Origin of the sequence: Streptomyces sp. B21-105 (genome assembly GCF_036898465.1) — a bacterium.
In the GTDB taxonomy this organism is placed as follows: Bacteria; Actinomycetota; Actinomycetes; order Streptomycetales; family Streptomycetaceae; genus Streptomyces.
Genome location: NZ_JARUMJ010000001.1, coordinates 3,926,523 through 3,947,989 on the forward strand (window position 1 = coordinate 3,926,523; position 21,467 = coordinate 3,947,989).

Here is a 21,467-nt window from a genome sequence, read left to right on the forward strand (position 1 = left end):
GAGCCCCGTGCTCGCCACGATTCCCTCGCAGTCAACCGCGCTCGCCGACTGGTCCGCCTGGCTCGCGAAACGCCTCGCTTCCGATTGGCGAGCGACCGAATGGGATCCGGCCAAGGCACTGTTCACAGCTGATCCAGACAATCCGACGACCCACGTGTTCACCTGCGTAGTCGCGGCTTGCTCCACGCACGTCGGAAGTAATGGCAGTCGCTGCGACGCCTGCCGCAAAGCCCGTCTCCTCAGAAAAAATCCTGCGGACTTCGACACGACGTACGCCCCGGTGGTGACTCGTCGACGGCCGAACGTCACGGACGGAGTGAAGCCAGGGGTCTCCCAGTTCTCGCTGGCACGGGTCTCCCCGGCCGTGCGACACGAGATTCTGTATGGGCTTCAGCAACGCGACGACGCTGGAATCAGCCTCGTCCCCCAACGCGTGCGCCGCATCGTGGCCAGCCTCCCGCAGGAGCTCGACTCCCTCCTGAGCCTCGACTCCGGCTTCTCCTCCAAACTCCCCGCCGCTGCCAGAGGCGTCCTCAACAGCGTCCTCCTTCACATCCGATGTGCCCGGGCGGAGTTCGAATGTGCCGACCCCACCTCGGGCGACGTCTGGGAATGCGCGCTGGTGGGCCTCACTGCAGGTCGGGGCAGAAAGTACAAAGCCGTTCATGGCGTGATCGACTTCCGGCCCGCACGACAGACGTGGCTGCGGGAACTCGTCAAGGAGTACAGGCGCACTGCACGACCCGATGTTCTGGAGCTGAGGCAGACCGTGTACGCCGCGACGATCGCGTCGGCCGCTCTGTCTCACCGCCCCGAGGGAGACGCCCCTGAGCGGCTGTCGATGGCGGACATGAACGCCGTAGTGGACCACTTCCGCATCAGCAAACGCCCCGAGGACGGGCACGACCACTCGACGAGCCACAGGCGAGCGCTGCTGCGGCGCTGGCGTGCGTTTCTGGAGTTCGCCCGGCAAGCCGGGATGATGGACCACATCCCCGGCGGGTTCGCCGTCAATCCCCGCTTTCACGCCATCGCGGCGATCGAGGTGACCGAGGACGACATCGGCCGAGCAGTTCCCGAACATGTCATCGCCCAACTCGATGCGCACATCAACCTGCTGGGCAGGTCCACGGCCTACGAGAGCGGCGGTTGGGCCACTGCGGACTTCGCCCGCATGTACCAGGTGGTCTACACAGTCCTGAGGGACACAGGGCGCCGCCCGGGCGAGGTCACCAGCCTGCGGCGAGACTGCCTGGAGTGGATCGACGGCAAGCCGACGCTGATCTACGACAACCACAAGCGTCGCCGACACGGCCGCCGCCTGCCGATCTCCGAGAGCACCGCCCGGGAGATCGAGGCCTGGCAGAGGGAACTGAAGGCTCTCCCCCCGGTGCCGGCCTGCACCCAGTGGCTGTTTCCCTCTCCCGGTCAACGCAACCGTCCCCGCCGCCGTCACCTCACTGCGTCACAGTTCTGCAGCCGCATCTTCCGTATCTGGGTCGACGAGCTGATCCCCACCATCTGGGACGAGCGCCTGGACGACAACGGCGAACCACTGGCATATGACCGCACCAAGATCGTCCCCTACGGCTTCCGTCACGCCTACGCTCAACGCCACGCAGACGCGGGCACTCGCCCCGATGTCCTTCGAGAACTGATGGACCACCGGTCGCTGGACGTCACCATGGGGTACTACAAGGTCTCCCTCAGCCGGAAACAGGAAGCCGTACGAACGGTCGCGTCGCTCGCCGTGGACCGGCACGGAGAATCCCGTGGCTTCAGCGACCCACTGGCCTACGAAGTGGAGAGCGTCGGGGTTCCGTACGGCGGCTGCACCGAGCCGAGCAACGTCAAGGCCGGAGGCGGGCACTGCCGCATCCGCTTCCAGTGCGCGGGCTGCGACTTCTACCGGCCCGACCCCTCCTACCTCCCGGCCCTGGAACAGCAGATCGCGGACCTGCGGGCCGACAAGGAAGCCGCTCTAGCGATGGAGGCAGCGGACTGGGTTGTTCGCAATCTCGATGACCAGATCCTCGCGTACTCGAAGTCGGCCGACGAGATGCGAAGGAAGCTCGACGCGCTGCCCGCCGAGGAGCGCGCGGTCGTCGAATCCGCCTCGCGCGAGCTGCGCAAGGCCCGCTCCGCAGCGGCCTTCGTCCCCTTGCAGGCACTGACGACACGGAGCCCCGAATGAGAAGTCCCGCCGCCTCCGGCAGCAATGACCGGAACACACGGGTCGAGCGCCTGCGCGCCAGCCGCGCCAAGGACAGCGAGGACAAGACCAAGCGCGCGCTCGATGCAGTGGACGGCCTTCTCCGCTCGGGACTGCGTATCACCGTAGCCCAGGTGGCGCGGGACGCGGCGGTGTCCACGTGGTTCGTCTACAACCAGCCCCAGGTGCACCAGGCCGTTCAGGACGGCACCGCCGCCCAGCGAGAGCGTGTGCGTGTGCGTGACAAGTTCCCCGTTCCGGAGACACGACAGGTCTCCTCTACCGGGCTGCGGACGGATCTCGCCCTGGCACGCGAAGAAATCAAGGACCTCAAGAAGGAACGCGACCGCCTCCGGACCCGGGTCCGGCTGTCTCTCGGCGCCGAGCTGGACGAGGTGGACCGAAACGAGCTGATCGAGCGGGTGCAGCAATTGGAGCAGCGGAACACCGCCCTGAGCCAGGAGCTCTCAGAGGCCAAGGCCCGGATCACCTCCCTGGAAGGCCAGTTGAGTCGGACAGAAGACGATCTCACCGCCGCGCGTGTCAGTCTCCGCCGTGCCATGCGGGCCGTTCCGTCTCCGTAGATCCATGCTGTGCCGCCGCCCCTCGTGGCTGTCTGGCTTTCGTGCCGTCTGCCGGACAGCCACGAGGAACACCGGCGCAAAATGGTCAGGACTTCGCCAATGCACAGTCCAGGTCATGCTCAATCGGTGTCCGTCGCGGCCAACATTGCCAGCCGTCGGCGTTCCGGAGAGACCGCGGCGAGACCGATGTCCCAGGCCACACGCTCGAACCACTTGGTTTCGGCCCCGAAGCCATACCAGGCGCATTCCCGTGCACGTGCCTCGACCTCCTCCACAGGGTCGCCCTCTGCGATTCCGGAGAGGCTGGCCAGAGACTGCCACGCGGCCAGACGGCCGTAGGCCCCACGGATACCAGAGTTGTAGGCACCTCCCGTGGACGCGGCAGCGAAGAGGACCCGCCACGCCTGGTCCGGTGGGCAGGCCGCGACCGAGAGGGCGGTCTTCTTCCCCGCTCCCTTCAGGCACTCCAGCCCCAGTCCCAGCAACATGCTCGGTACCGACTCGGCCTCCAGAGGAGCTGCCAGATCGAAGACTCGTGCCTCGATCCGACCGTTCGACTCCTCGGCCCAGTTCGCCACAGCAGCGCCGATGCCCTTGGCCGCGGCTTCGGTCGTCGTCTCCTCGGCCGAAGGCACATGCGCCCCAGCATCGCCCCGCACCTTGCTGCCTGCCGACGGGTCGTACGGCATCGAATGACTGCCGCCGCGGGCACCGTAGCTCGGCAGATCCGGCTGTCCTTCCACATCGGACAGCGCCAACGGCAGCCATCCCAGCGGATGGTGCCTCCAGTGCGGCGACATCGCCCACCCTGCGATCCCCGGGGTCTCCATAACGCCGGCACCCCTGAGCACCAGCTCATGGACCAGGCACGCACGCAGTTCCTCAGTGGCGTGTCCGGTGAACGCCACCGCCAGTTCCTTTGCCGGTTGGCTGGAGGCCAGCAGGGAGGCCGCGTAACGGTCCAGCTTCCCGTCAGCAGCCCCCGCAGAGGAGACCAGCCGCAACGCCTGGGCGACGTTCCCGGGACCGGACGTGGTGGCCAGCAGCCGGAGCAGATAGTCGAAGACGCTCCTGCACTGCCAGATCCGCCCGGCGTCGGAGCCGTAAGCACCTGCGAGCGCGATGCCGAGGTCCGCGAGGAACGCGGCATCCCCCCTCGCGAGACTGCGGTCAGCCACCTTCCACACGTCAGTGACACTCTTCAGGTCCGGCAGCTTCGTCACGATCTTCTGTATGCGGTCAGCCACGGTACGGAGCGTACGCGTCACACAGCCCGAAGCTCGATCGCATTTTCCCAGGTCACTGCAGCCCCATCAGTCCTCGCACTGCTTCAGCATCATCGCCTTGTCCGCCGGGGTAACCGGGAGGTCGTACTTCAACGACACCTGAGCAAAGCGCACCACGTAGGAGCAACGGATCTGCTTGTTCGGGGGCAGCCAGGTCGCGGGCCCCGAGTCGCTCTTCGCGCCATTGGTCGGTCCGTCCACCGGGATCAGGTTGAGCGGGTCATTGGCGATATCCTCCCGCTTGCCCTTCGTCCAGCGCGAGGCACCCATCTGCCAGTCGTACGACAACGGCATGACGTGGTCTATCTGGACTGTCGTCGCGCGGGACTTGGCCCACTCGATCGTCTTCCCGGTGTACGGATCGTGCAGCGTCATGGTGGTGACGATGCAGTCAGAGCCAGCCCGGAAGCGGACACTCTCGCCATCGCGTTTCAAGAGATCGTTTCGCGAGTCACACCCATTGCGGGCGAAGGGAATGCCGCCCGGAGCCGAATCCATCCAGGCGTAGCCGAACTTGTCCCGCTCGTACCCCGTCTTGGGGCCGCGCCCCTTCGTCGCCACCTTCTCGATCAACGACCGCGCCTTGGCTTCATCCGCGGTGGAGGTGATCGCCGCCAGCCCTGGCTTCGTGCCGTCCGGATTGTCCAGCGGGTTCACAGCCCGACCGTTGCCGACGGCCGAAGCGGCAGGGCCGGAAGGTCCGCTGTCCGCAGGTGGAGCAATGTCCTTGCAACCGGTGGCCACAAATCCGGCGGCCACCACGACGGCGGATGCCATGAGGACACGCCGTCCTCCACTGCTGTGCCTCATGTGCCTCTCAGTAGGCATACCACACCACCCCCTGGATGAGCTGCGAAAAGTCCGCGATGGCGCCGCGAAGCATAGAGATAACGCGGGTGTCGCACGAGTTGGAGTCCGTGTCCGCCCAGGCGGAGCCGAACCGGTCGCGGGCGTAGCCGGTCTTGGGGGCGCGCCCCTTCACCGGCAGCGACTCGGCCGCCGCGAGGGCCGCCCCGTCGCCTGCCTTTCCGGCGCCCGCCGTGGCGCCCGGGCCACCGGAGCCCGCACCGCCGGAATCCGCGCCGGTGGTCTGCTGCTTGCAGCCCGTCAGCGGCACGGCGCACATCAACGCGACGGCGACCGCCGTCCCAGCCCTCAGACGTCTCACGCGTCCCTCCCCTGCATGGCCGCTGCCCGCCCCGCACGGGGCGGATTCCCCTGACGTGGTCCGGACACACCCTAGCGAGGGGGCGTTCGGAAGCAGTCGGGAGGTCCAGACCACAACGGTCCCAAGTGGGCATATCGCACATCACGGGAATATCGTCGGTGGAGAGTCACCTTCGGGAAGGGAGCTCTGGATGGGCATCTTCGACAGGTTCAAGAGCAACAAGGCGGCGCAGGAAAAGACCAGGGACATGTCCGACGCCGCGGAGCGGCGGATCAACGAGAAGACGGGCAACAAGTACGAGTCCCAGGTCGACTCCGGGCAGCAGCAGCTGCACGAGCGCATGGGGATGGACGAGGACCGGCCCGAGAACCCGAAGTAGCACGCCGGGTTTCCTGCCGAGACCGGCCCAGTCGGCCGATCCCCCCGTCCGGTCCGTGAGCTGTCGTGACCGTCCGCGGAGCTTGCCGCTCCGCGGACGGTTCAGCGTGAGAAGCGTGACGTGAGAAGAAGAGAAGGCCCGGCCTCCTTCCGTTGCTCAGAGCCTCAGCGGCTCTCAGCATTCCGGGCATTCCGGCCCGGAAGGTCCGTCTCATCACCAGAGCGTGAGGGCTTCGGCTTGAGTACGGTCTCTCGCTTCCGTCTGCCGCTGGTGCGGCAGGGTTGCGCCACCTGCCCGCCCCGCGCTCGCCTTGCGGCGGGGGCGGGTGGCGCGGGTCTTGTGGTCGGCTCCACGAGGCTTCGACACCGCCGGGGCGGTGTCCTGGTCTCCGGCCACTCCGGTACCAGTCACGCAGGCTGCCGCGAGAGCGGCGAGGTTGAGTGCGGCGTTGTCGTCCCGGTCGAGAACCAGGCCGCAGGCGTCGCATTCGTACGTCCGGACGTGCAGCGGCAGCTTGGCTTTCACCGCGCCGCACCCGGAACAGGTCTTCGAGGACGGGTACCAGCGGTCCGCGACCACCATGCGGGGGCGTGGCGCTGGAGGGTCTTGTAGTCGAGCTGGCGGCGAATCTCCCCGAACCCGGCGTCGGCGATACGGCGGGCCAGGCGCCGGTTGCGGAGCATCCCGGCGACGTTGAGGTCCTCGACGACGACAGTGCCGTACTCGGCCGCGACACTCGTGGTGAGCTTGTGCAGGGCGTCTTCGCGGAGGTTCGCGACGCGGTGGTGGACCTTGTTCCGCTGGGCGTTGGCCTTCTCCCACCGCTTCGAGGGCTTCTGGCCGGTCCTGCGGTCGGGGCCCTGGCGGCGGGAGACGACACGGGACGCGCGGCGCAACTGTTTGCGCGCCTGGTCGTAGTGTCCGGGGTTCGCGACGGTGCGGATCTCGCCCGTGCTGTCGGCCGTCACCGCGAGGGTCTTCACCCCGAGATCGATGCCGACCGTCACGTCCGGGCGCGTGACGCGCTCGAGGTCGTGCTTCACCTCTGCCTGGAAGGACACGAACCAGCGTCCGCGTTCATGCCGGACCGTCGCGGACAGGATCCGGGCCGTCCCGCCCTGGACACGGTTGAGGAGCTTGTGCGTCGGCTCGTGGACGCGGACCGTGCCCAGCCGGGGCAGCGTCACGTGCCGGCCGTCGGTGTCGACACGGATCGTGCCGGTGGTGAACCGGCAGGACGGACGAGCCTTCCGCTTCGACTTGAACCGGGGCGCGCCCACCCGCTTGCCGCGACGCTTGCCGTTCTTCGACTTCGCGTAGTTGTCGAACGCGGCCGACGCGTTGGCCAGGCCGGTGCTGTACGCCTCCTTGGAGTTCTCCTGCCACCAGGACGCGAAACGCGGGTCGGTGTACTTGGCGGTGTTGAACGCCTTCCGCAGGGCGGGCAGCGACCACGGCCGCCACTCGGCCAGGTCCTCCTCGGGGACGCCGTAGGTCTCCTCGGCCTTCCGCTGCCACCACGAGGCGGTCACCCAGCCGACAGCCCAGTTGTACGCGGCCCGCGCGGCACCGCAGTGCGAGCGCGACGCGGCCTCCTGGGCGGCGTTCGGGTCCAGGGCGAAGCGGAACGCCTGGACCACGAACCCGGACTGCGGCTGGAACTTCTTCACTCGGCGGCCTCGCCGGTCGCTACGGCCACCGCGCGGGCGGCCCGGTTCTTCGCAGCCCGCCGCCCGTACAAGCGCGCACACATCGACGTCAGTACCTCGGTGATGTCCCGCACCAGGTCATCGGCGGTCTCGGCGGGGTCGAGGACGACCAGCCGCCGCCCGGACGCCGATAGCACGGCCTCCAGGTGCTCGACGCCGAACCGGGCCAGCCGGTCGCGGTGCTCCACCACGATCACCGCCGCTTGCGGGTCGGACAGCAGCCGGTGCAGCTTGCGGCGCCGCCCGTTCAGCCCCGAGCCGACCTCGGTCACGACCTGCGCAACCGGCAGGCCGAGCCCGGTAGCTCCTTGGACCACGCGGGCGACCTGCCGGTCAAGGTCCGGCTTCTGGTCCGCCGATGAGACCCGGCAGTACGCCACGACCCGGCCGGATGCCTCCGAGGCGGGCTCGTCGACCAGCCACGTCCCGGATGGCGTCTGGCGCACAGGGACCGGCATACGGCCCTCTTTCGCCCACGCCCACGCGGTCTGGTAGTGCACGCCGTTGCGTGCCGCCCACTCGGAAAGCTTCACACGATCAAGATAGCAGATGAGAAACACTGAGGTTTACTGATGAACCACGCAGCAGTTGTCAGCCCCCTCTGCTACGAACCCAGGACCGTCGCCAGGAACTCGCCCACCCAGCCCAGGAGTTCCCGTCCGACCAGCGGCTTGCCGCCGACCTTCGCGGTCTTCGGGCGGGGCACGAGGACCTGGTGCGCGGCCGGCTTGATGACCGACCCGGGGTACAGCCGCTTCAGGCGCAGTTCCTGCGACTCGCGCAACTCCACCGGCGCGAAGCGGATGTTGGCGCCCTGGAGCACGATCTCACCGACGCCGCACGCGCGGGCCAGCATCCGCAGCCCCGCCACCAGCAGCAGGTTCTCCACCGGCTCGGGCAACTTGCCGTACCGGTCGACGAGTTCCTCACGGACCGCCCTGACGTCGTCCTCCGAGTTGGCGGAGGCGATCGCCCGGTAGGCCTGCAGCCGCAGCCGCTCACCGGGCGCGTAGTCGTGCGGGACGTGCGCGTCGACCGGCAGCTCGATCTTGACCTCGAGCGGCGGCTCCTCCTCGATCTCGCCGGTCTCCAGCTGACGCCGGTAGTCCGCGACGGCCTCGCCGACCATCCGCACATACAGGTCGAAGCCGACGCCCGCGATATGGCCGGACTGCTCGCCGCCGAGCAGGTTGCCCGCGCCGCGGATCTCCAGGTCCTTCATCGCCACGTACATGCCGGCGCCCATCTCGGTGTGCTGGGCGATCGTCGCGAGCCGCTCGTGGGCGGTCTCCGTGAGCGGCTTCTCCGGCGGGTACAGGAAGTACGCGTAGCCGCGCTCCCGGCCACGGCCCACTCGGCCGCGCAGCTGGTGCAGCTGGGACAGGCCGAAGGTGTCGCCGCGCTCCACGATCAGCGTGTTCGCGTTGGAGATGTCGATGCCGGACTCGACGATCGTCGTCGAGACGAGCACGTCGAACTTCTTCTCCCAGAAGTCGACGACGACCTGTTCCAGCGCCGACTCCGACATCTGGCCGTGCGCGGTGGCGATGCGCGCCTCGGGGATGATCTCGCGCAGTCTCGACGCCGCCCGGTCGATCGACTCGACCCGGTTGTGGATGTAGAAGACCTGGCCCTCGCGGAGCAGTTCACGGCGGACGGCGGCGCCGATCTGCTTCTGCTCGTAGGGGCCGACGAAGGTGAGCACCGGGTGGCGCTCCTCCGGGGGCGTGGTGATCGTCGACATCTCGCGGATGCCCGTCACCGCCATCTCCAGCGTCCTCGGGATCGGGGTCGCCGACATCGTCAGGACGTCCACGTTCGCCCGGAGCTTCTTCAGCTGCTCCTTGTGTTCGACGCCGAAACGCTGCTCCTCGTCGACGATGACCAGGCCGAGGTCCTTGAACTTCGTCTCGGAGGAGAACAGACGGTGGGTGCCGATGACGACGTCCACGGAGCCCTCGCGCAGCCCCTCCAGGGTGGCCTTCGCCTCCGCGTCCGTCTGGAAGCGGGACAGGGCGCGCACCTTCACCGGGAACTGCGCGTACCGCTCGCTGAACGTGCCGAAGTGCTGCTGCACCAGCAGGGTCGTCGGCACGAGGACGGCGACCTGCTTGCCGTCCTGGACGGCCTTGAAGGCGGCCCGCACCGCGATCTCCGTCTTGCCGTAGCCGACGTCGCCGCAGATCAGGCGGTCCATCGGGACCGTCTTCTCCATGTCGTCCTTGACCTCGGCGATGGTGGTGAGCTGGTCGGGCGTCTCCGCGTAGGGGAAGGCGTCCTCCAGCTCGCGCTGCCAGGGCGTGTCGGTGCCGAAGGCGTGGCCGGGGGCCGCCATCCGCGCGCTGTACAGCTTGATCAGGTCGGCGGCGATCTCCTTGACGGCCTTCTTGGCGCGCGCCTTGGTCTTGGTCCAGTCAGCTCCGCCGAGCCGGTGCAGGGTGGGGGCCTCGCCGCCGACGTACTTGGTGATCTGCTCCAGCTGGTCGGTGGGGATGTAGAGGCGGTCGCCGGGCTGGCCGCGCTTGGCGGGCGCGTACTCCACGACCAGGTACTCGCGCGTGGCGCTCTGGACGGTGCGCTGCACCATCTCGATGTAGCGGCCCACGCCGTGCTGCTCGTGGACGATGTAGTCGCCCGCCTCCAGGGTGAGCGGGTCGATGGTCTTCCTACGGCGCGCGGGCATGCGCGCGCCGTCCTTGCCGGCCGCTTTCTGCCCGGTCAGGTCGGTCTCGGTGAGGACGGCGAGGCGCAGCGCGTGGTCGACGAAGCCGTAGTCGATCGAACCGCAGGAGACGTGCACGACGGACGGGCTCAGCTCGGTCAGGTCGCTGTCGAGGCGGGCGGCGACGCCCTCCCCGCCGAGCACCTCGACCGTGCGGGCGGCCGGGCCGTGCGCCTCGGTGACGAAGGCGACGCGCCAGCCGTCGGCGAGCCAGCCCTTGGTGTCGGCGAGGGCCTTGGCGGTGTCGCCGCGGTAGGTCTCGGGTGCGCGCATGCCGAGCTTCAGCGTGCCGTCGTCCAGCTCGTCGTCGGCCGCGAACGGCGACACCGACCACCACATCATGTCCAGCTCGCGCGCGTGTTCGCGGACGTCGGCGATCGACCACAGGGAGGCCGCGCCGACGTCGATGGGCGCCTCGCCGCCGCCCGCCGTGGCCGCCCAGGAGGCCTGCAGGAACTCGTGCGAGGTCGCCACCAGGTCGGCGGCGCGGGTACGGACCCGCTCCGGGTCGCAGACGACGGCCATCGCGCCCTTGGGCAGGACGTCGATCAGCAGTTCCATGTCATCGACGAGCACCGGGGCCAGGGACTCCATGCCCTCGACGGCGATGCCCTCGGCGATCTTCCCGAGCAGTTCGCCCAGCTCGGGGTGCTGTTCGGCGAGGACACCCGCGCGCGTGCGGACGTCGTCCGTCAGCAGCAGTTCACGGCAGGGCGGGGCCCACAGGCCGTGTGCGGCGACTTCCAGGGAGCGCTGGTCGGCGACCTTGAAGTAGCGGATCTCCTCGACGTCGTCGCCCCAGAACTCGACGCGCAGGGGGTGTTCCTCGGTGGGCGGGAACACGTCCAGGATGCCGCCGCGGACGGCGAACTCGCCGCGCTTCTCGACGAGCTCCACGCGCGCGTAGGCGGCCGCGGCGAGCGCTTCGACGATCTCGTTCAGGTCGGCGGTCCCGCCGGAGCGCAGCGCCACCGGTTCCAGGTCGCCGAGGCCCTTGACCTGCGGCTGGAGCACCGAGCGGACGGGTGCGACGACCACCGAGACGGGGCCGGTCTCCGGGTCGTCGGGGCGCGGGTGGGCCAGTCGGCGCAGCACGGCGAGGCGGCGGCCGACGGTGTCGCTGCGCGGGCTGAGGCGCTCGTGCGGGAGCGTCTCCCAGGAGGGGTACTCGACGACGCCGTCCGGCGGGAGCAGTGAGCGCAGGGCGGCCGCGAGGTCCTCGGCCTCGCGGCCGGTGGCGGTCACCGCGAGGACGGTGCGGCCGGTCTCGCGGGCGAGGGCGGCGATCGCGAAGGGGCGGGCCGCCGGAGGACCGACCAGATCGACGTGCATGCGGTTGCCGTCGGCGGCCGCGGGGATGGCTTCCGCGAGGGCGGCGTCCTTGACGACGGCGTCGAGCAGACCGTGCAGGCTCATGGAGGGCTTTCCGTCCGAGGGACCGGGGTACGTCCGGGGGTGCGGGCGTAGCCGGTCCGGGGTGGGCAACACGAAGGGCCCGACGCGTGTCACGGGCCGGGGGTGTCCAGAGTACGACGGGGGCGGTGCGGTTCGCCGGGGGCTGTGGACAACCCGGCCGAGGGCTGTGGACAACCCCGGGGGCGGCCTGCCCCTGAGGGCCTCGTCCTCAAGCGCCTCCGAGGGCGTCCTCAAGCGCCTCCGATGGCCTCGTCCTCAAGCCCCGGACGGGCCCAAGTGCCGGACGGGCGGGAACAGCACGGACGGCCCGGCGCTGAGAGGACCCCCGTCCGTCTCAGTGCCGGGCCGTGCCTGTGCCCCGCGGGTTGTGCGTCAGTCCGTCGCGATCGCCTTGAGGACGTTCATGCGGCCCGCGCGGAACGCCGGGATCAGCGCCGCGAACAGGCCCACGAACGCGGAGCCGATGAACACGCCGATGATGGTCGGCCACGGGATGTCGAGGACGTCCAGCCCCTGGAGGGCGAGGAGCTGCTGGGCGGTCGCGCCCCAGCCCATGCCCAGCCCGAGGCCGAGCAGGGCGCCGAACAGGGCGATCACGACCGACTCCATGCGGATCATGCGGCGCAGCTGGCGGCGGGAGAGACCGATCGCCCGCATCAGGCCGATCTCCCGGGTGCGCTCCACCACCGACAGGGCCAGGGTGTTCACCACGCCGAGGACGGCGACGATGATCGCGAGGGCGAGCAGGCCGTAGATCAGGTTCAGCAGCTGCCCGATCTGGTCCTTCAGCTCCTGCTTGTAGTCGGTCTGGTCGCGCACGACGTACTGCGGGTAGTCGTGCAGCGCCGCCCTCAGGGCCGTGTACGCGGCGTCCTGCTGCCCGTCCTTCGCCGAGGCGAAGACCAGCTGGTCCAGCGGCAGCTTGCCGGCCGGGACGTACTTCTTCAGGGTGTCGATGGAGGTGTACATCGCGCCCTGGTCGATGACGCCGTCGCTGCTGGTGATCGCGCGGACCGTCAGCCGGGCGGTGGATCCGTCCTTGAAGGCCACGGAGATCTGGGAGCCCAGCTTGATCTTGTGGTCCTCGGCGAACTTCTCGTGGACGGACATCGAGTCGAGGCGGTAGGCGTCGGCGAGCTTGCCGGCGACGGTCTCGACGCGCAGGTCGGTCGCGTAGGTCGGGTCGGCCGCCGTGATCGACGTGTCGTCGAGGGTCTTGCCGTCGGGGGTGGTGAAGTCGGCCTGGGTCCCCTTGTACTCGGTGACCCGCTCCAGACCCGGGACCGACTTGATCGCCTGCACCGCGTCGGCGGTCATGCGCTGGCCCCTGTCGCTCTGGATGATGAAGTCCGTGCCGACGCTTTTGTCGAGTTCCTCGGTGGCCGAGGCGACCATGGACGAGCCGACCACCGACAGGCAGGCGACGAGCGCGAGGCCGATCATGAGGGCCGCGCCCGTGGCCCCCGTGCGGCGCGGGTTGCGCAGCGCGTTGCGCTCCGCCATCCGTCCGACCGGGCCGAAGGGTTTCAGCAGGACCGTGCCGAACACCCGGACGACCGCGCCCGCCAGCAGCGGGCCGATCACCACGAAGCCGATCAGGCTCAGCACCACGCCGACGCCCAGCCACATCGAGCCCTCGGCGGCCTTGTCGGCGACGGAGGCGAGGTAGAGGCCGACGCCGCCGCCGGCGGTGAGCAGCAGACCGATGACGGCCCGCACGACGCCCGCCTTGGCGTCGGCCGGGGCGCCGGCGTCGCGCAGCGCGGCCATCGGGGAGACCTTGCCGGCGCGGCGGGCCGGGAGGTAGGCCGCCAGCACCGTGACGACGACGCCGAGGACCATGCCGAGCACCGGCGTCGTCCAGGCGACCGTCAGGTCGTCCGTGGACAGGTTCATGCCGGTCATGCCCATGAGTTTCATGAGGCCGACCGCGACGCCGATGCCCGCGCCGACGCCGAGGACGGAGCCGACGACGCCCAGCAACAGGGCCTCCACGAGCACGGACCGGTTGACCTGCTTGCGGCTGGAGCCGATGGCCCGCATCAGGCCGATCTCGCGGGTGCGCTGCGCGACCAGCATCGAGAAGGTGTTGATGATCAGGAAGATACCGACGAGGAAGGCGATCCCGGCGAAGCCGAGCATCGCGTACTTCATCACGTCCAGGAAGCTTCCGACGTCCTTGCGGTTGGCGTCCGCGGTCTCCTTGGCGGTCTGCACCTTGTAGTCGGCGCCGATCCCGGCCGCGACGTTCTTCTTGAGCTGTTCGTCGCTGACCCCGGCCGCGGCCGTGACGTTGACGTTCGTGAAGACGTTCGCCTCGCCGACCAGCGTCTTCTGGGCGGTCGCGGTGTCCAGGTAGAAGATCGCCGCGCCGGGGTTGGTGACCTGGAAGGCGGCGATGCCGGAGATCTTCGCGTGGTGCGTGCCGACCGCGGTGATCACGCCGATATCGTCGCCGAGCTTCAGGTCGTGCTTGTCGGCGGTGTCCTCGTCGACCATGATCTGGTCGGAGCCCTTGGGCGCCGCGCCTTCGGTGATCTTCATGGTGCGGGCTTCGTTGGCGTTCCAGCCGCCGACGATGGTGGGCGCGCCGCTGGACGGCGACAGGTTGTCCTTGTCGGCGTCGACGACGGTCGCCGCACTGGTGAAGACCGATCCCTCCGCGGACTTCACGCCCGGCGCCTTGCGGACCTCGTCGAGCACGGAGGCCGGCATGACCGGCGGCTTCCCGTTGTCGGCGGTCGTCTCGCCGCTGTCGGAGGCGCCCTTGGCGCTCACCGTCACATCGGAGGAGGTGGCGGCGAACAGCTTGTCGAACGTCGTGTTCATGGTGTCGGTGAACACCAGCGTCCCGCAGACGAACGCCACGGACAGCAGGACCGCCACGGCCGACAGGGCCATGCGTCCCTTGTGCGCGAAGAAGTTGCGCATCGAGGTCTTCAGCACGGTCATGACGTACGCCCCCGCGCGTCGAAGTCCTTCATGCGGTCGAGGACGGTCTCGGCGGTCGGCTTGAACATCTCGTCGACGATCCTGCCGTCCGCGAGGTACAGCACCCGGTCCGCGTAGGAGGCGGCGACGGGGTCGTGCGTGACCATCACGATGGTCTGGCCCAGGTCGTCCACCGAGCGGCGCAGGAAGCCCAGGACCTCGGCGCCGGCGCGCGAGTCGAGGTTTCCGGTGGGCTCGTCCCCGAAGATGATCTCCGGGCGGGCGGCGAGGGCGCGGGCCACGGCGACGCGCTGCTGCTGACCGCCGGAGAGCTGGGTGGGACGGTGCTTGAGGCGGTCGGCGAGCCCGACGGTCTCCACGACCTGGCTCAGCCACGCCTTGTCCGGCTTGCGGCCGGCTATGTCCATGGGCAGCGTGATGTTCTCGAGCGCGTTCAGGGTGGGCAGCAGGTTGAACGCCTGGAAGATGAACCCGATCCGGTCCCGGCGCAGCTTGGTGAGCTTCTTGTCCTTCAGCCCGGTGATCTCGGTCTCGTCCAGGTAGATCTGGCCCGACGAGACGGTGTCGAGACCGGCGAGGCAGTGCATCAGCGTGGACTTGCCGGACCCCGAGGGGCCCATGATCGCGGTGAACTGGCCACGGTTGATGTCCACGTCGACGTGGTCGAGGGCGACGACCCGGGTCTCCCCGGACCCGTACGCCTTGACGACCTGTCGCGCTCGGGCGGCAACGGCCGTACGCCCTCCAGTGCCCCCGTGCCTGGGAATGGTCACAGCCGAAGTCACGGTCAGTCTCCTCAGTCGAAAGTCAGGATCTGCGGTGGACGAGCAGCGCGTCGGCCCGGTGGTGCCGAGCAGTGCCCGGTGGTGCCGAGCGGTGATGCGCTACGTCGAGAAGTGTGTCGGCGGGAGGCGGTCCCGCGCGCTGGTGCCCGGGCCCGTCTTCCCGGGGGGTTAACCCCACCCCCCGTGGGTGGGCTTGTCCGCCCCGCCGGTCCCCGTACGCCCCCCGTCGACGGCGTAAAGCCAGGTTAAGGACGGCGGCGGGGGGTTCTCCTCCTCCGACGGAAGGAACCCACCCCCAGCCGTAGTGCGGAGAGACCCCTAGGGGCTGTCCACCGCCAGGTGGAGAGGCACTCGGGGGTCTCTCCACCCTCCGCTCCGCACAGACTGCGCCCTCCCGTCACGTGAGGATCAAGTGGAAAGCCGAGTTCCGGCAGATGGATGCAAGGGGCACGCAGATGCACGGGGCGGGGCGCGGAGGACACGGAGGGCTCGAGGGCGCGGCGGCGCGCGAAGGACACGGAGGGCACGGAGGGCACGGAGGGCGCCTCGTCGGCCGCGCGGTGATCGCCCGGGCGGACCCCGTGGCAACACCGCCTACCCGCTGGGCTCCCGGGCCGCGTTCGGCGCCGAGAGGTCCACCGTCGAGACCCTCCTCTCCACCACCGTCACGACGGCGATCTTCCTCACCGTCCTCGCCTCGGTCGCCGGCATGATCCTCGTCTGCGCCAACTCCCTCGCCCACAGCTGGTGGCCCGGCTGTCCGCCCTCGCGGTCGGCGTCCCGACGATCCTGGGCATCGTCACCGTCCCGCTGGGCTTCGCCCTCGGCTGGCTGGGGACGGTGCTCTCGGGCCACCGCAAGGCCGAGGAACACCGCCGCCGGTACGAGGAGGTGGAGGGCTCGATCCTGGCGGGCGCGGTCCGCAGGGGCGACTGAATCCCCCTCACGTGCGGGCGGGACGAACAAGCACGGAGATCGTCGGGCGACCGGATCACCGGCCGCCGCACCGCGCGGTGGGGTGGGCGCGGCGGGGGCGGGGCGGTCGTCAGTCCATCGCGCGGCCGGTGAGAGCGGTCAGGCTGTTGCGGACGTGATCCATGTGCGCCTGGACGTCCTCCCCGCGCGCGCCGTGCTCCCGCAGGACGCGCTCCGTCTCCCGCTCGGTGCACTCCTCCCGGGCGCGCGCCTCGACGAGGATCGCGGCCGCACGTGCGTGTGCGTCCTCCTGACCGCGTCGCGCGCACTCCTCGGCCTCGGCGAGCGCCTGCTTCGCCTCGGACAGCGCCGCCTCGGCGCGCCCCACCGCCCCGGCATGCCGCGCGTCGAGGGCGGCGGCCCGCTCGGCGGCCTCCTGTTCCACCGCCGCCCACCGCTCGGCGTGCTCCCTGTGCTGCTCGGCGAGCATCGCGGCGGTGCGCTGCCGCACCTCGCGCAGGGCGGCCAGCGCCTCCCCCCGGTACTCCTTCACCTCGCGCCGGGCGTCGATGCGGACCTCGTCGGCCTCGGCGCGCGCCGCGAGCAGCCGCTGGCGGGCGCGTTCCTCCGCCTCCGCGCGCAGCGCGTCGGCCGCCTCCTGCGCCACCCGGCGCGTCTCGAGGGCGCACGTCTCGGCGTGCGCGACATCGTCCGCCGCCGCACGCCGCGCACGCGCGCGGACGTCCGCCGCCTCTTCGGTCCCGAGCTGGAGAAGGCGCTGCGCACGCTCGCCCAGGGCCTCGTAGGTCTGCGGCGCGAGCCCTGTCACGACCTCGCGCAACCGCTCGGCCTCCTCCTCCATCTGCCGCGCGAGGACGGTGAGCCGGGCGGCCCGCTCCCACGCCGCGTCCCGGTCGGCACAGAGCGCGGCCGTGTACGCCTCGACCTGCTCGGGACGGTAGCCGCGGCCGCGAACGGTCACGAACCCCGGCGGTGACACCGATGCGCTGCTCATCCTGGAACCCCTCGCCACCCGACGGACACGACATGATGATTTCGCGCATATCTTGATGTATCGGGCGTAAGTGTTCATAACGCGACACTCCGCGTACAGGTCACGGTCAACGGCGACACCGACCCGGCACCACCCGGACACAAAAAGGTCGGACCCGGTCTCCCGACCGGACCCGACCCCTTCACCGCCCTGCGCCCTGCGCCCTGTGTGCTGCGGGGCTCAGCGACGACCGGTCACAACAGTCCGTCCCACATCTGCTCCAGCAGCACCGACCACCAGCTCTCCGGCGAACCGAGCGCCGCCGGGTCGAGCGAGGCCAACTGGGCCTGGAAGTCGACGGTCCAGCGACCCGCCTGCTCCTGGTTCAGACCGAACCGCAGCCGCCACATCCGCCCCAGCAGCGCCAGACAGCGCGCGAACTCCGGCAGCCCCGTGTTCACGAACTGCGGCGGCACCGGAGCACCGCCCAGACCCGCCTCCACCGGCACCGCGACGATGTTCGCCGTCCCGTACTGCACACAGATCGCCTTGCCGAAGTCGCTGCCCATCACGAGGTACGACCCCGCGTCCGACGCCGGCTGCACACCCCGCTCCGCCGCCAGCTCCGCCAACGTCGGCACCGGCCGCCCCGGCTGGGCCTGCGCCCAGAAGAACGGCCCCATGTCCGCCGGCAGACCCGCCACCACCAGCGTGTGCGCCACCACCGGCGGCACACCCTGCCGGGACACCGCCGCCTGCTCGAACCGGAACACCGCCGGCCCGAACACCGCCGCCAGCTCCTGCCCGATCGCCTCCGGCGGCACGGGCGGCACCGGCTGCACCGCGGCCAGCGGCGCACGCACCGGCCCCGGACGCGCGGGACCGTCCGCCACCTGGTGCAACTCGCCCTGATGCGCAAGCAACTGCTGCATGCCCTGCTGCCGGCTCGCATGATCCGTGCCGTACGGCGCAATGCTCGTGATCCGCGCCTGCGGCCACTGCTCCCGGATCATCCGCGCGCAGTACGCACCCGGCAGCTCGCACGACTCCAACTCCGTGTGAAGCTCCAGCACCTGGTCCGGCGGCACGTTCATCGCCCGCAACTCGTGGAAGATCTGCCACTCCGGGTGCGGGGTGCCCGGCGCCGAACGCCGGATGAGCTGCTGCTCCGAACCGTCCTGCGCCCGGAAGCGCAGCACGGCCTGGTAACCGGGCCCGACCGTCGGCAGACCCTGCTGCTGCGGATACCCGTACGACGGCGGCTGCCCCGGCACCGGCCCGCCCGGCGGCGGCGGCATCGCACCGGGCGGCATCGCACCGGGCGCGGGCGGCATCGGAGGCTGCGGGACGCCCGGAGGCGTCCCGGGAGGCCCCGGCGGCACACCCGGACCGCCACCCGGGAAACCGGGAGCACCGGGGGCCTGCGGCGGGGGCGGGGGCGCGCCCGGGCCGCCGGTCGACGGAGGGGCCAGCATCGTCGCGGCATGGTGGACGGCGCCCTGCCCACCGCCCGCCGAGCCGTTCCCGCCGGGAGCCCCCGGCGGCTGCGGAGCGGCACCCGGACCCTGCTGACCCGGGTCGGCGAACATGGTCGCGGCATGATGCACCGCGCCGGGAGGCGTCCCGCCGGGCGGGTTCGGCGCACCGGGCACCTGCGGAGCACCGGGCGCACCAGGAGGACCCGCAGGACCGGAACCCGCCGGACCACCCGGACCGCCAGGAGCACCCGGGCCACCGGGAGCACCCGGAGCACCCGGCTCGAGGGCGGAGATCAGCTGCGTCGGCACATAACCGCCCGCCGGAGTGCCCGGCGCACCCGGGCCGGACGGCGCGGACGGCGGCGGAGGCGGGCCGCCCGGCCGCCCGCCCGGCGCACCGGGCAGCCCCGGCGGAGGCGGCGGCGCACCCGCACCGCGATTGCGACGCGGAGGCGGCGCGGCCTTGCTGGTCGCCGCATCGGCGATGTCCCCGGCGTTCGGCGCGAGCGAGCGCGCGGCGGCGCCCGGACCGGCCGGCGGCTGCGGACCACCCGGCGCACCAGGAGCACCAGGAGCATCCGCACCCTGCGGATAGCCGTACGACGACCCCGCCGGACCCGTCGGCGGAGGCGTCGGAGCCGCGGGCGGAGGCGTCGCGGACGGCCCGGCCGGAGCGCTCCCCGACGCCGCCTGCTGCGCACCCCGCGCACCCGAAGCACCCGGATCGCCGAGCGCGGGCGCGACGGCCGTCGCCGGAAGCTGACTGCCACCCGACATCAACGCCGTCTTGGCGTCCGGCGCGGCCGTCGGCGGCCGAGTCTCGTCGTCGGACCCGCTCAGCGGAGGCGCGAACACCGTCGCGGGCAGCGGCACGGAACGGTCGTCACCGGCGTCGGCGTTGGTGTCCGTCCCGGCCCACGGCGTCGCACCGGCCGGAGCAGCGGCAGGGGCAGGGGCAGGAACAGGCGCGGGAGCACCGGCACCCGGCGCCGGACCCGTCGGCACCCCGGCGTGCGTCTCGGGCAGCCCGCTCCCGGGCACACCCCCCTGCGTCCGAGGCAGCGACGGATCACCACCGACAACCGCACCCGCACCCGCACCCGCACCGAACCCCGAACCCGGCCCCGACGACGCCCCCGAACCCGAACCCGCGTCCGACGCCGCCCCCGACCCCGGCTCCCGCCGATCCGGAATCCCCATCCGGTCCGCCGCCTCCTGCAACCACTCCGGCGGCGACAACAAGAACGACGTCTGATTCAGATCCACCCGCGCCGCAGGCGCCGGCACCGCGTCCACCGGCCCCTCCGGACGGCCGTACTCCTCCTCGTACCGGCGAATCACCTCACCCACCGGCACCGAAGGCCACAACGTGGCCTCCCCGCTGTCCCGGGCGATCACCAGCCGCTGCGCACCCCCGTCCGACCGCGGCCCCTCCGCACGGTCCTCCGCCCACACCACGAACCCGAGCTCGAACTCCCGCACCCGCACCTCACGATGCTGATACGCCGGCACATCCCCGTTGACCCACTCCTCGGCGCGCTCCTGCGCCTGCGCGAACGTCACCATCGCCAGCTCACTCCCCCGCCGAAGACGCCGAAGACGCCGGCACCGCCCGCGCGAACCCGCCGTCCACCATCAGATTCGCCACCGTCGCCAACTCCGGCGGATTACCCGCCAACCGCGACAGAAAGACGTCGAAGTCCTCACCACACGGCAACAACAACCGCTCCATCCGCTCCGCCGGCGACCACCCGGGATCCACGTCCCGCACATCGTCGTACGAGCAGAACCACACCGAACCGGCCCGCTCGCCCCGCACCTTCACCGCCAGCAACCCGCCCTGCACGAAACCGACGCTCAGATAGTCCTTCGTCAAATGGTCCCGCAGACACTTGTTCACATACACCAGGTCATTGACCGCCGCCTCGTCCCGCACCGTGAAGAACGGCTGATCCACCAACAGACCCAACTCCGCGTCCAACGCCGCACCCACCGGCGCACACCCGCCCGCCGCCTTCAAGAACGACCGGTATGCCCCTGGCAGCCGATACCCCAGATCCTCCTCAACCCCCTGCACCTGCGACTCCGACACCGCCACACCCGACTTCGGCAGACCGAAATGCGCCGGACGCGTCTCCTGCAACGGACGCGTCCCCCGTTTCCCCTGATCCACCAACGCCGTCGACACCCCACCGTGATGCCTGAGCAACGCCTTCACCTCGACCGGAACCAACTCCAGCCGCCGCGAACCCACCACGTGATGCCACGTCCAGCCATGCGGAGTCGCCACCGCCGGCACCGTGTCCCACAACTCGTGCCCCGACGCCGCCGACGCCGCGTTCGCCGACACATAATCCGTCAACCGCAACTCGTCCACACCGAAACCCTCCGGCGGATCCGCGATCTCCGCGACCGCCCGCGCATACGGCGAGAAATCCGGATAACCCCGCTCATCCACCCGCACACCCCTCGGGTGCCGCGCCGCCCGGACCGGATCCGGAAAATGCACGACCTGCCCCGCATAGGCCGCATTCGGCGGCGTCCCCTGTCCCCCCACCTGGCGGCCGGGAGGAGCCCCCAGCCCGAGCCGACCTGACGTCATGGCGGTTGCCCCCTGCGGCACTCTGTACGACCCGCGACAACCGGCTCCGCTTCCGGACCCGAACCGCCACGACCCGTATCGACTGTCTCCAACGATCTCCGACGCGCGTCAACCACGCGCTCACGGGGCGACAGCCTATGCGGTACGACGACAGCGGTCACCGGCCCTCCACTTCCGTGACCAGCCGTCACCCCGCCGTGACGACCCACCCCACCCCCTGGCGTGTCGCACCGCCCCAGCTACCGCACCAGCCCCGCCATTTGGC

14 protein-coding genes and 2 pseudogenes are annotated in these 21,467 nt (G+C 70.5%); 4 read left to right on the forward strand and 12 right to left on the reverse strand.

What is annotated here, in order from left to right:
* Positions 1-7: 7 nt before the first annotated feature.
* Positions 8-2,194, forward strand: coding sequence for a tyrosine-type recombinase/integrase (locus tag QA802_RS17540; protein ID WP_334523438.1), 2,187 nt, complete (start codon positions 8-10; stop codon positions 2,192-2,194).
* Complete coding sequence (locus tag QA802_RS17545; RefSeq protein WP_334523441.1) at positions 2,191-2,796, forward strand: DUF6262 family protein; 606 nt, start codon at positions 2,191-2,193, stop codon at positions 2,794-2,796. Before QA802_RS17540 ends, QA802_RS17545 begins: the two co-directional genes overlap by 4 nt.
* Before the next feature lie 119 nt (positions 2,797-2,915).
* Here QA802_RS17545 and QA802_RS17550 read toward each other — a convergent pair whose 3' ends face one another.
* From QA802_RS17550 to QA802_RS17560, 3 genes and pseudogenes are all read right to left on the reverse strand, one after another.
* Complete coding sequence (locus tag QA802_RS17550; RefSeq protein ID WP_334523444.1) at positions 2,916-4,043, reverse strand: DUF6183 family protein; 1,128 nt, start codon at positions 4,041-4,043, stop codon at positions 2,916-2,918.
* Between the two features lie 66 nt (positions 4,044-4,109).
* The gene (locus QA802_RS17555; RefSeq protein ID WP_334523447.1) at positions 4,110-4,859 is read right to left on the reverse strand and encodes an HNH endonuclease family protein; all 750 of its coding nucleotides are present in this window, start codon (positions 4,857-4,859) and stop codon (positions 4,110-4,112) included.
* 115 nt (positions 4,860-4,974) lie between these two features.
* Positions 4,975-5,208: pseudogene (locus QA802_RS17560) on the reverse strand (hypothetical protein); the annotation flags it as partial.
* A 232-nt stretch (positions 5,209-5,440) separates the two neighbouring features.
* Here QA802_RS17560 and QA802_RS17565 point away from each other — a divergent pair.
* Positions 5,441-5,629 (forward strand): antitoxin, encoded by a 189-nt coding sequence (locus QA802_RS17565; RefSeq protein WP_334523449.1) that lies wholly within the window; start codon positions 5,441-5,443, stop codon positions 5,627-5,629.
* A gap of 213 nt (positions 5,630-5,842) precedes the next feature.
* Here QA802_RS17565 and QA802_RS17570 read toward each other — a convergent pair whose 3' ends face one another.
* The 6 genes from QA802_RS17570 to QA802_RS17595 all read right to left on the reverse strand — a co-directional run bounded on the left by QA802_RS17570 (position 5,843) and on the right by QA802_RS17595 (position 15,213).
* The gene (locus QA802_RS17570) at positions 5,843-6,154 is read right to left on the reverse strand and encodes a zinc ribbon domain-containing protein (protein ID WP_334523451.1); all 312 of its coding nucleotides are present in this window, start codon (positions 6,152-6,154) and stop codon (positions 5,843-5,845) included.
* Entirely contained in the window at positions 6,151-7,299 is a 1,149-nt protein-coding gene (gene tnpB / locus QA802_RS17575; protein WP_334523454.1) for an IS607 family element RNA-guided endonuclease TnpB, read from the reverse strand. Before tnpB ends, QA802_RS17570 begins: the two co-directional genes overlap by 4 nt.
* Positions 7,296-7,871 (reverse strand): IS607 family transposase, encoded by a 576-nt coding sequence (locus QA802_RS17580; protein WP_334523457.1) that lies wholly within the window; start codon positions 7,869-7,871, stop codon positions 7,296-7,298. The genes tnpB and QA802_RS17580 overlap by 4 nt, the downstream gene beginning before the upstream one ends.
* 71 nt (positions 7,872-7,942) lie before the next feature.
* Positions 7,943-11,476, reverse strand: coding sequence for a transcription-repair coupling factor (gene mfd / locus QA802_RS17585; protein WP_334523460.1), 3,534 nt, complete (start codon positions 11,474-11,476; stop codon positions 7,943-7,945).
* Between the two features lie 372 nt (positions 11,477-11,848).
* A complete protein-coding gene (locus QA802_RS17590) occupies positions 11,849-14,428 on the reverse strand; it encodes an ABC transporter permease (protein WP_334523463.1) in 2,580 nt (859 codons plus the stop codon).
* A complete protein-coding gene (locus QA802_RS17595; RefSeq protein WP_319166872.1) occupies positions 14,425-15,213 on the reverse strand; it encodes an ABC transporter ATP-binding protein in 789 nt (262 codons plus the stop codon). Before QA802_RS17595 ends, QA802_RS17590 begins: the two co-directional genes overlap by 4 nt.
* Before the next feature lie 545 nt (positions 15,214-15,758).
* On the opposite strand from QA802_RS17595, the pseudogene QA802_RS17600 reads away from it, so the two are divergent.
* Positions 15,759-16,149: pseudogene (locus tag QA802_RS17600) on the forward strand (hypothetical protein); the annotation flags it as partial.
* A 109-nt stretch (positions 16,150-16,258) separates the two neighbouring features.
* On the opposite strand, the gene QA802_RS17605 reads toward QA802_RS17600, so the two are convergent.
* From QA802_RS17605 to QA802_RS17615, 3 genes are all read right to left on the reverse strand, one after another.
* Entirely contained in the window at positions 16,259-17,143 is an 885-nt protein-coding gene (locus QA802_RS17605; protein WP_334523466.1) for a coiled-coil domain-containing protein, read from the reverse strand.
* Positions 17,144-17,376: 233 nt separating this feature from the next.
* On the reverse strand, positions 17,377-20,166 hold the full coding sequence (locus QA802_RS17610; protein ID WP_334523469.1) for an SUKH-4 family immunity protein: 2,790 nt from the start codon (positions 20,164-20,166) through the stop codon (positions 17,377-17,379).
* 7 nt (positions 20,167-20,173) lie between these two features.
* Positions 20,174-21,202, reverse strand: coding sequence for an SMI1/KNR4 family protein (locus QA802_RS17615; RefSeq protein ID WP_334523472.1), 1,029 nt, complete (start codon positions 21,200-21,202; stop codon positions 20,174-20,176).
* Positions 21,203-21,467 lie beyond the last annotated feature (265 nt).

Excerpts from the sequence above, each read along its gene's own strand:
- QA802_RS17590 (WP_334523463.1), bottom strand. The coding sequence starts at position 14,428 with ATGACCGTGCTGAAGACCTCGATGCGCAACTTCTTCGCGCACAAGGGA.
- QA802_RS17565 (WP_334523449.1), top strand. The coding sequence starts at position 5,441 with ATGGGCATCTTCGACAGGTTCAAGAGCAACAAGGCGGCGCAGGAAAAG.
- QA802_RS17615 (WP_334523472.1), bottom strand. The coding sequence starts at position 21,202 with ATGACGTCAGGTCGGCTCGGGCTGGGGGCTCCTCCCGGCCGCCAGGTG.
- QA802_RS17610 (WP_334523469.1), bottom strand. The coding sequence starts at position 20,166 with ATGGTGACGTTCGCGCAGGCGCAGGAGCGCGCCGAGGAGTGGGTCAAC.
- QA802_RS17605 (WP_334523466.1), bottom strand. The coding sequence starts at position 17,143 with ATGAGCAGCGCATCGGTGTCACCGCCGGGGTTCGTGACCGTTCGCGGC.
- QA802_RS17555 (WP_334523447.1), bottom strand. The coding sequence starts at position 4,859 with ATGGCATCCGCCGTCGTGGTGGCCGCCGGATTTGTGGCCACCGGTTGC.
- mfd (WP_334523460.1), bottom strand. The coding sequence starts at position 11,476 with ATGAGCCTGCACGGTCTGCTCGACGCCGTCGTCAAGGACGCCGCCCTC.
- QA802_RS17545 (WP_334523441.1), top strand. The coding sequence starts at position 2,191 with ATGAGAAGTCCCGCCGCCTCCGGCAGCAATGACCGGAACACACGGGTC.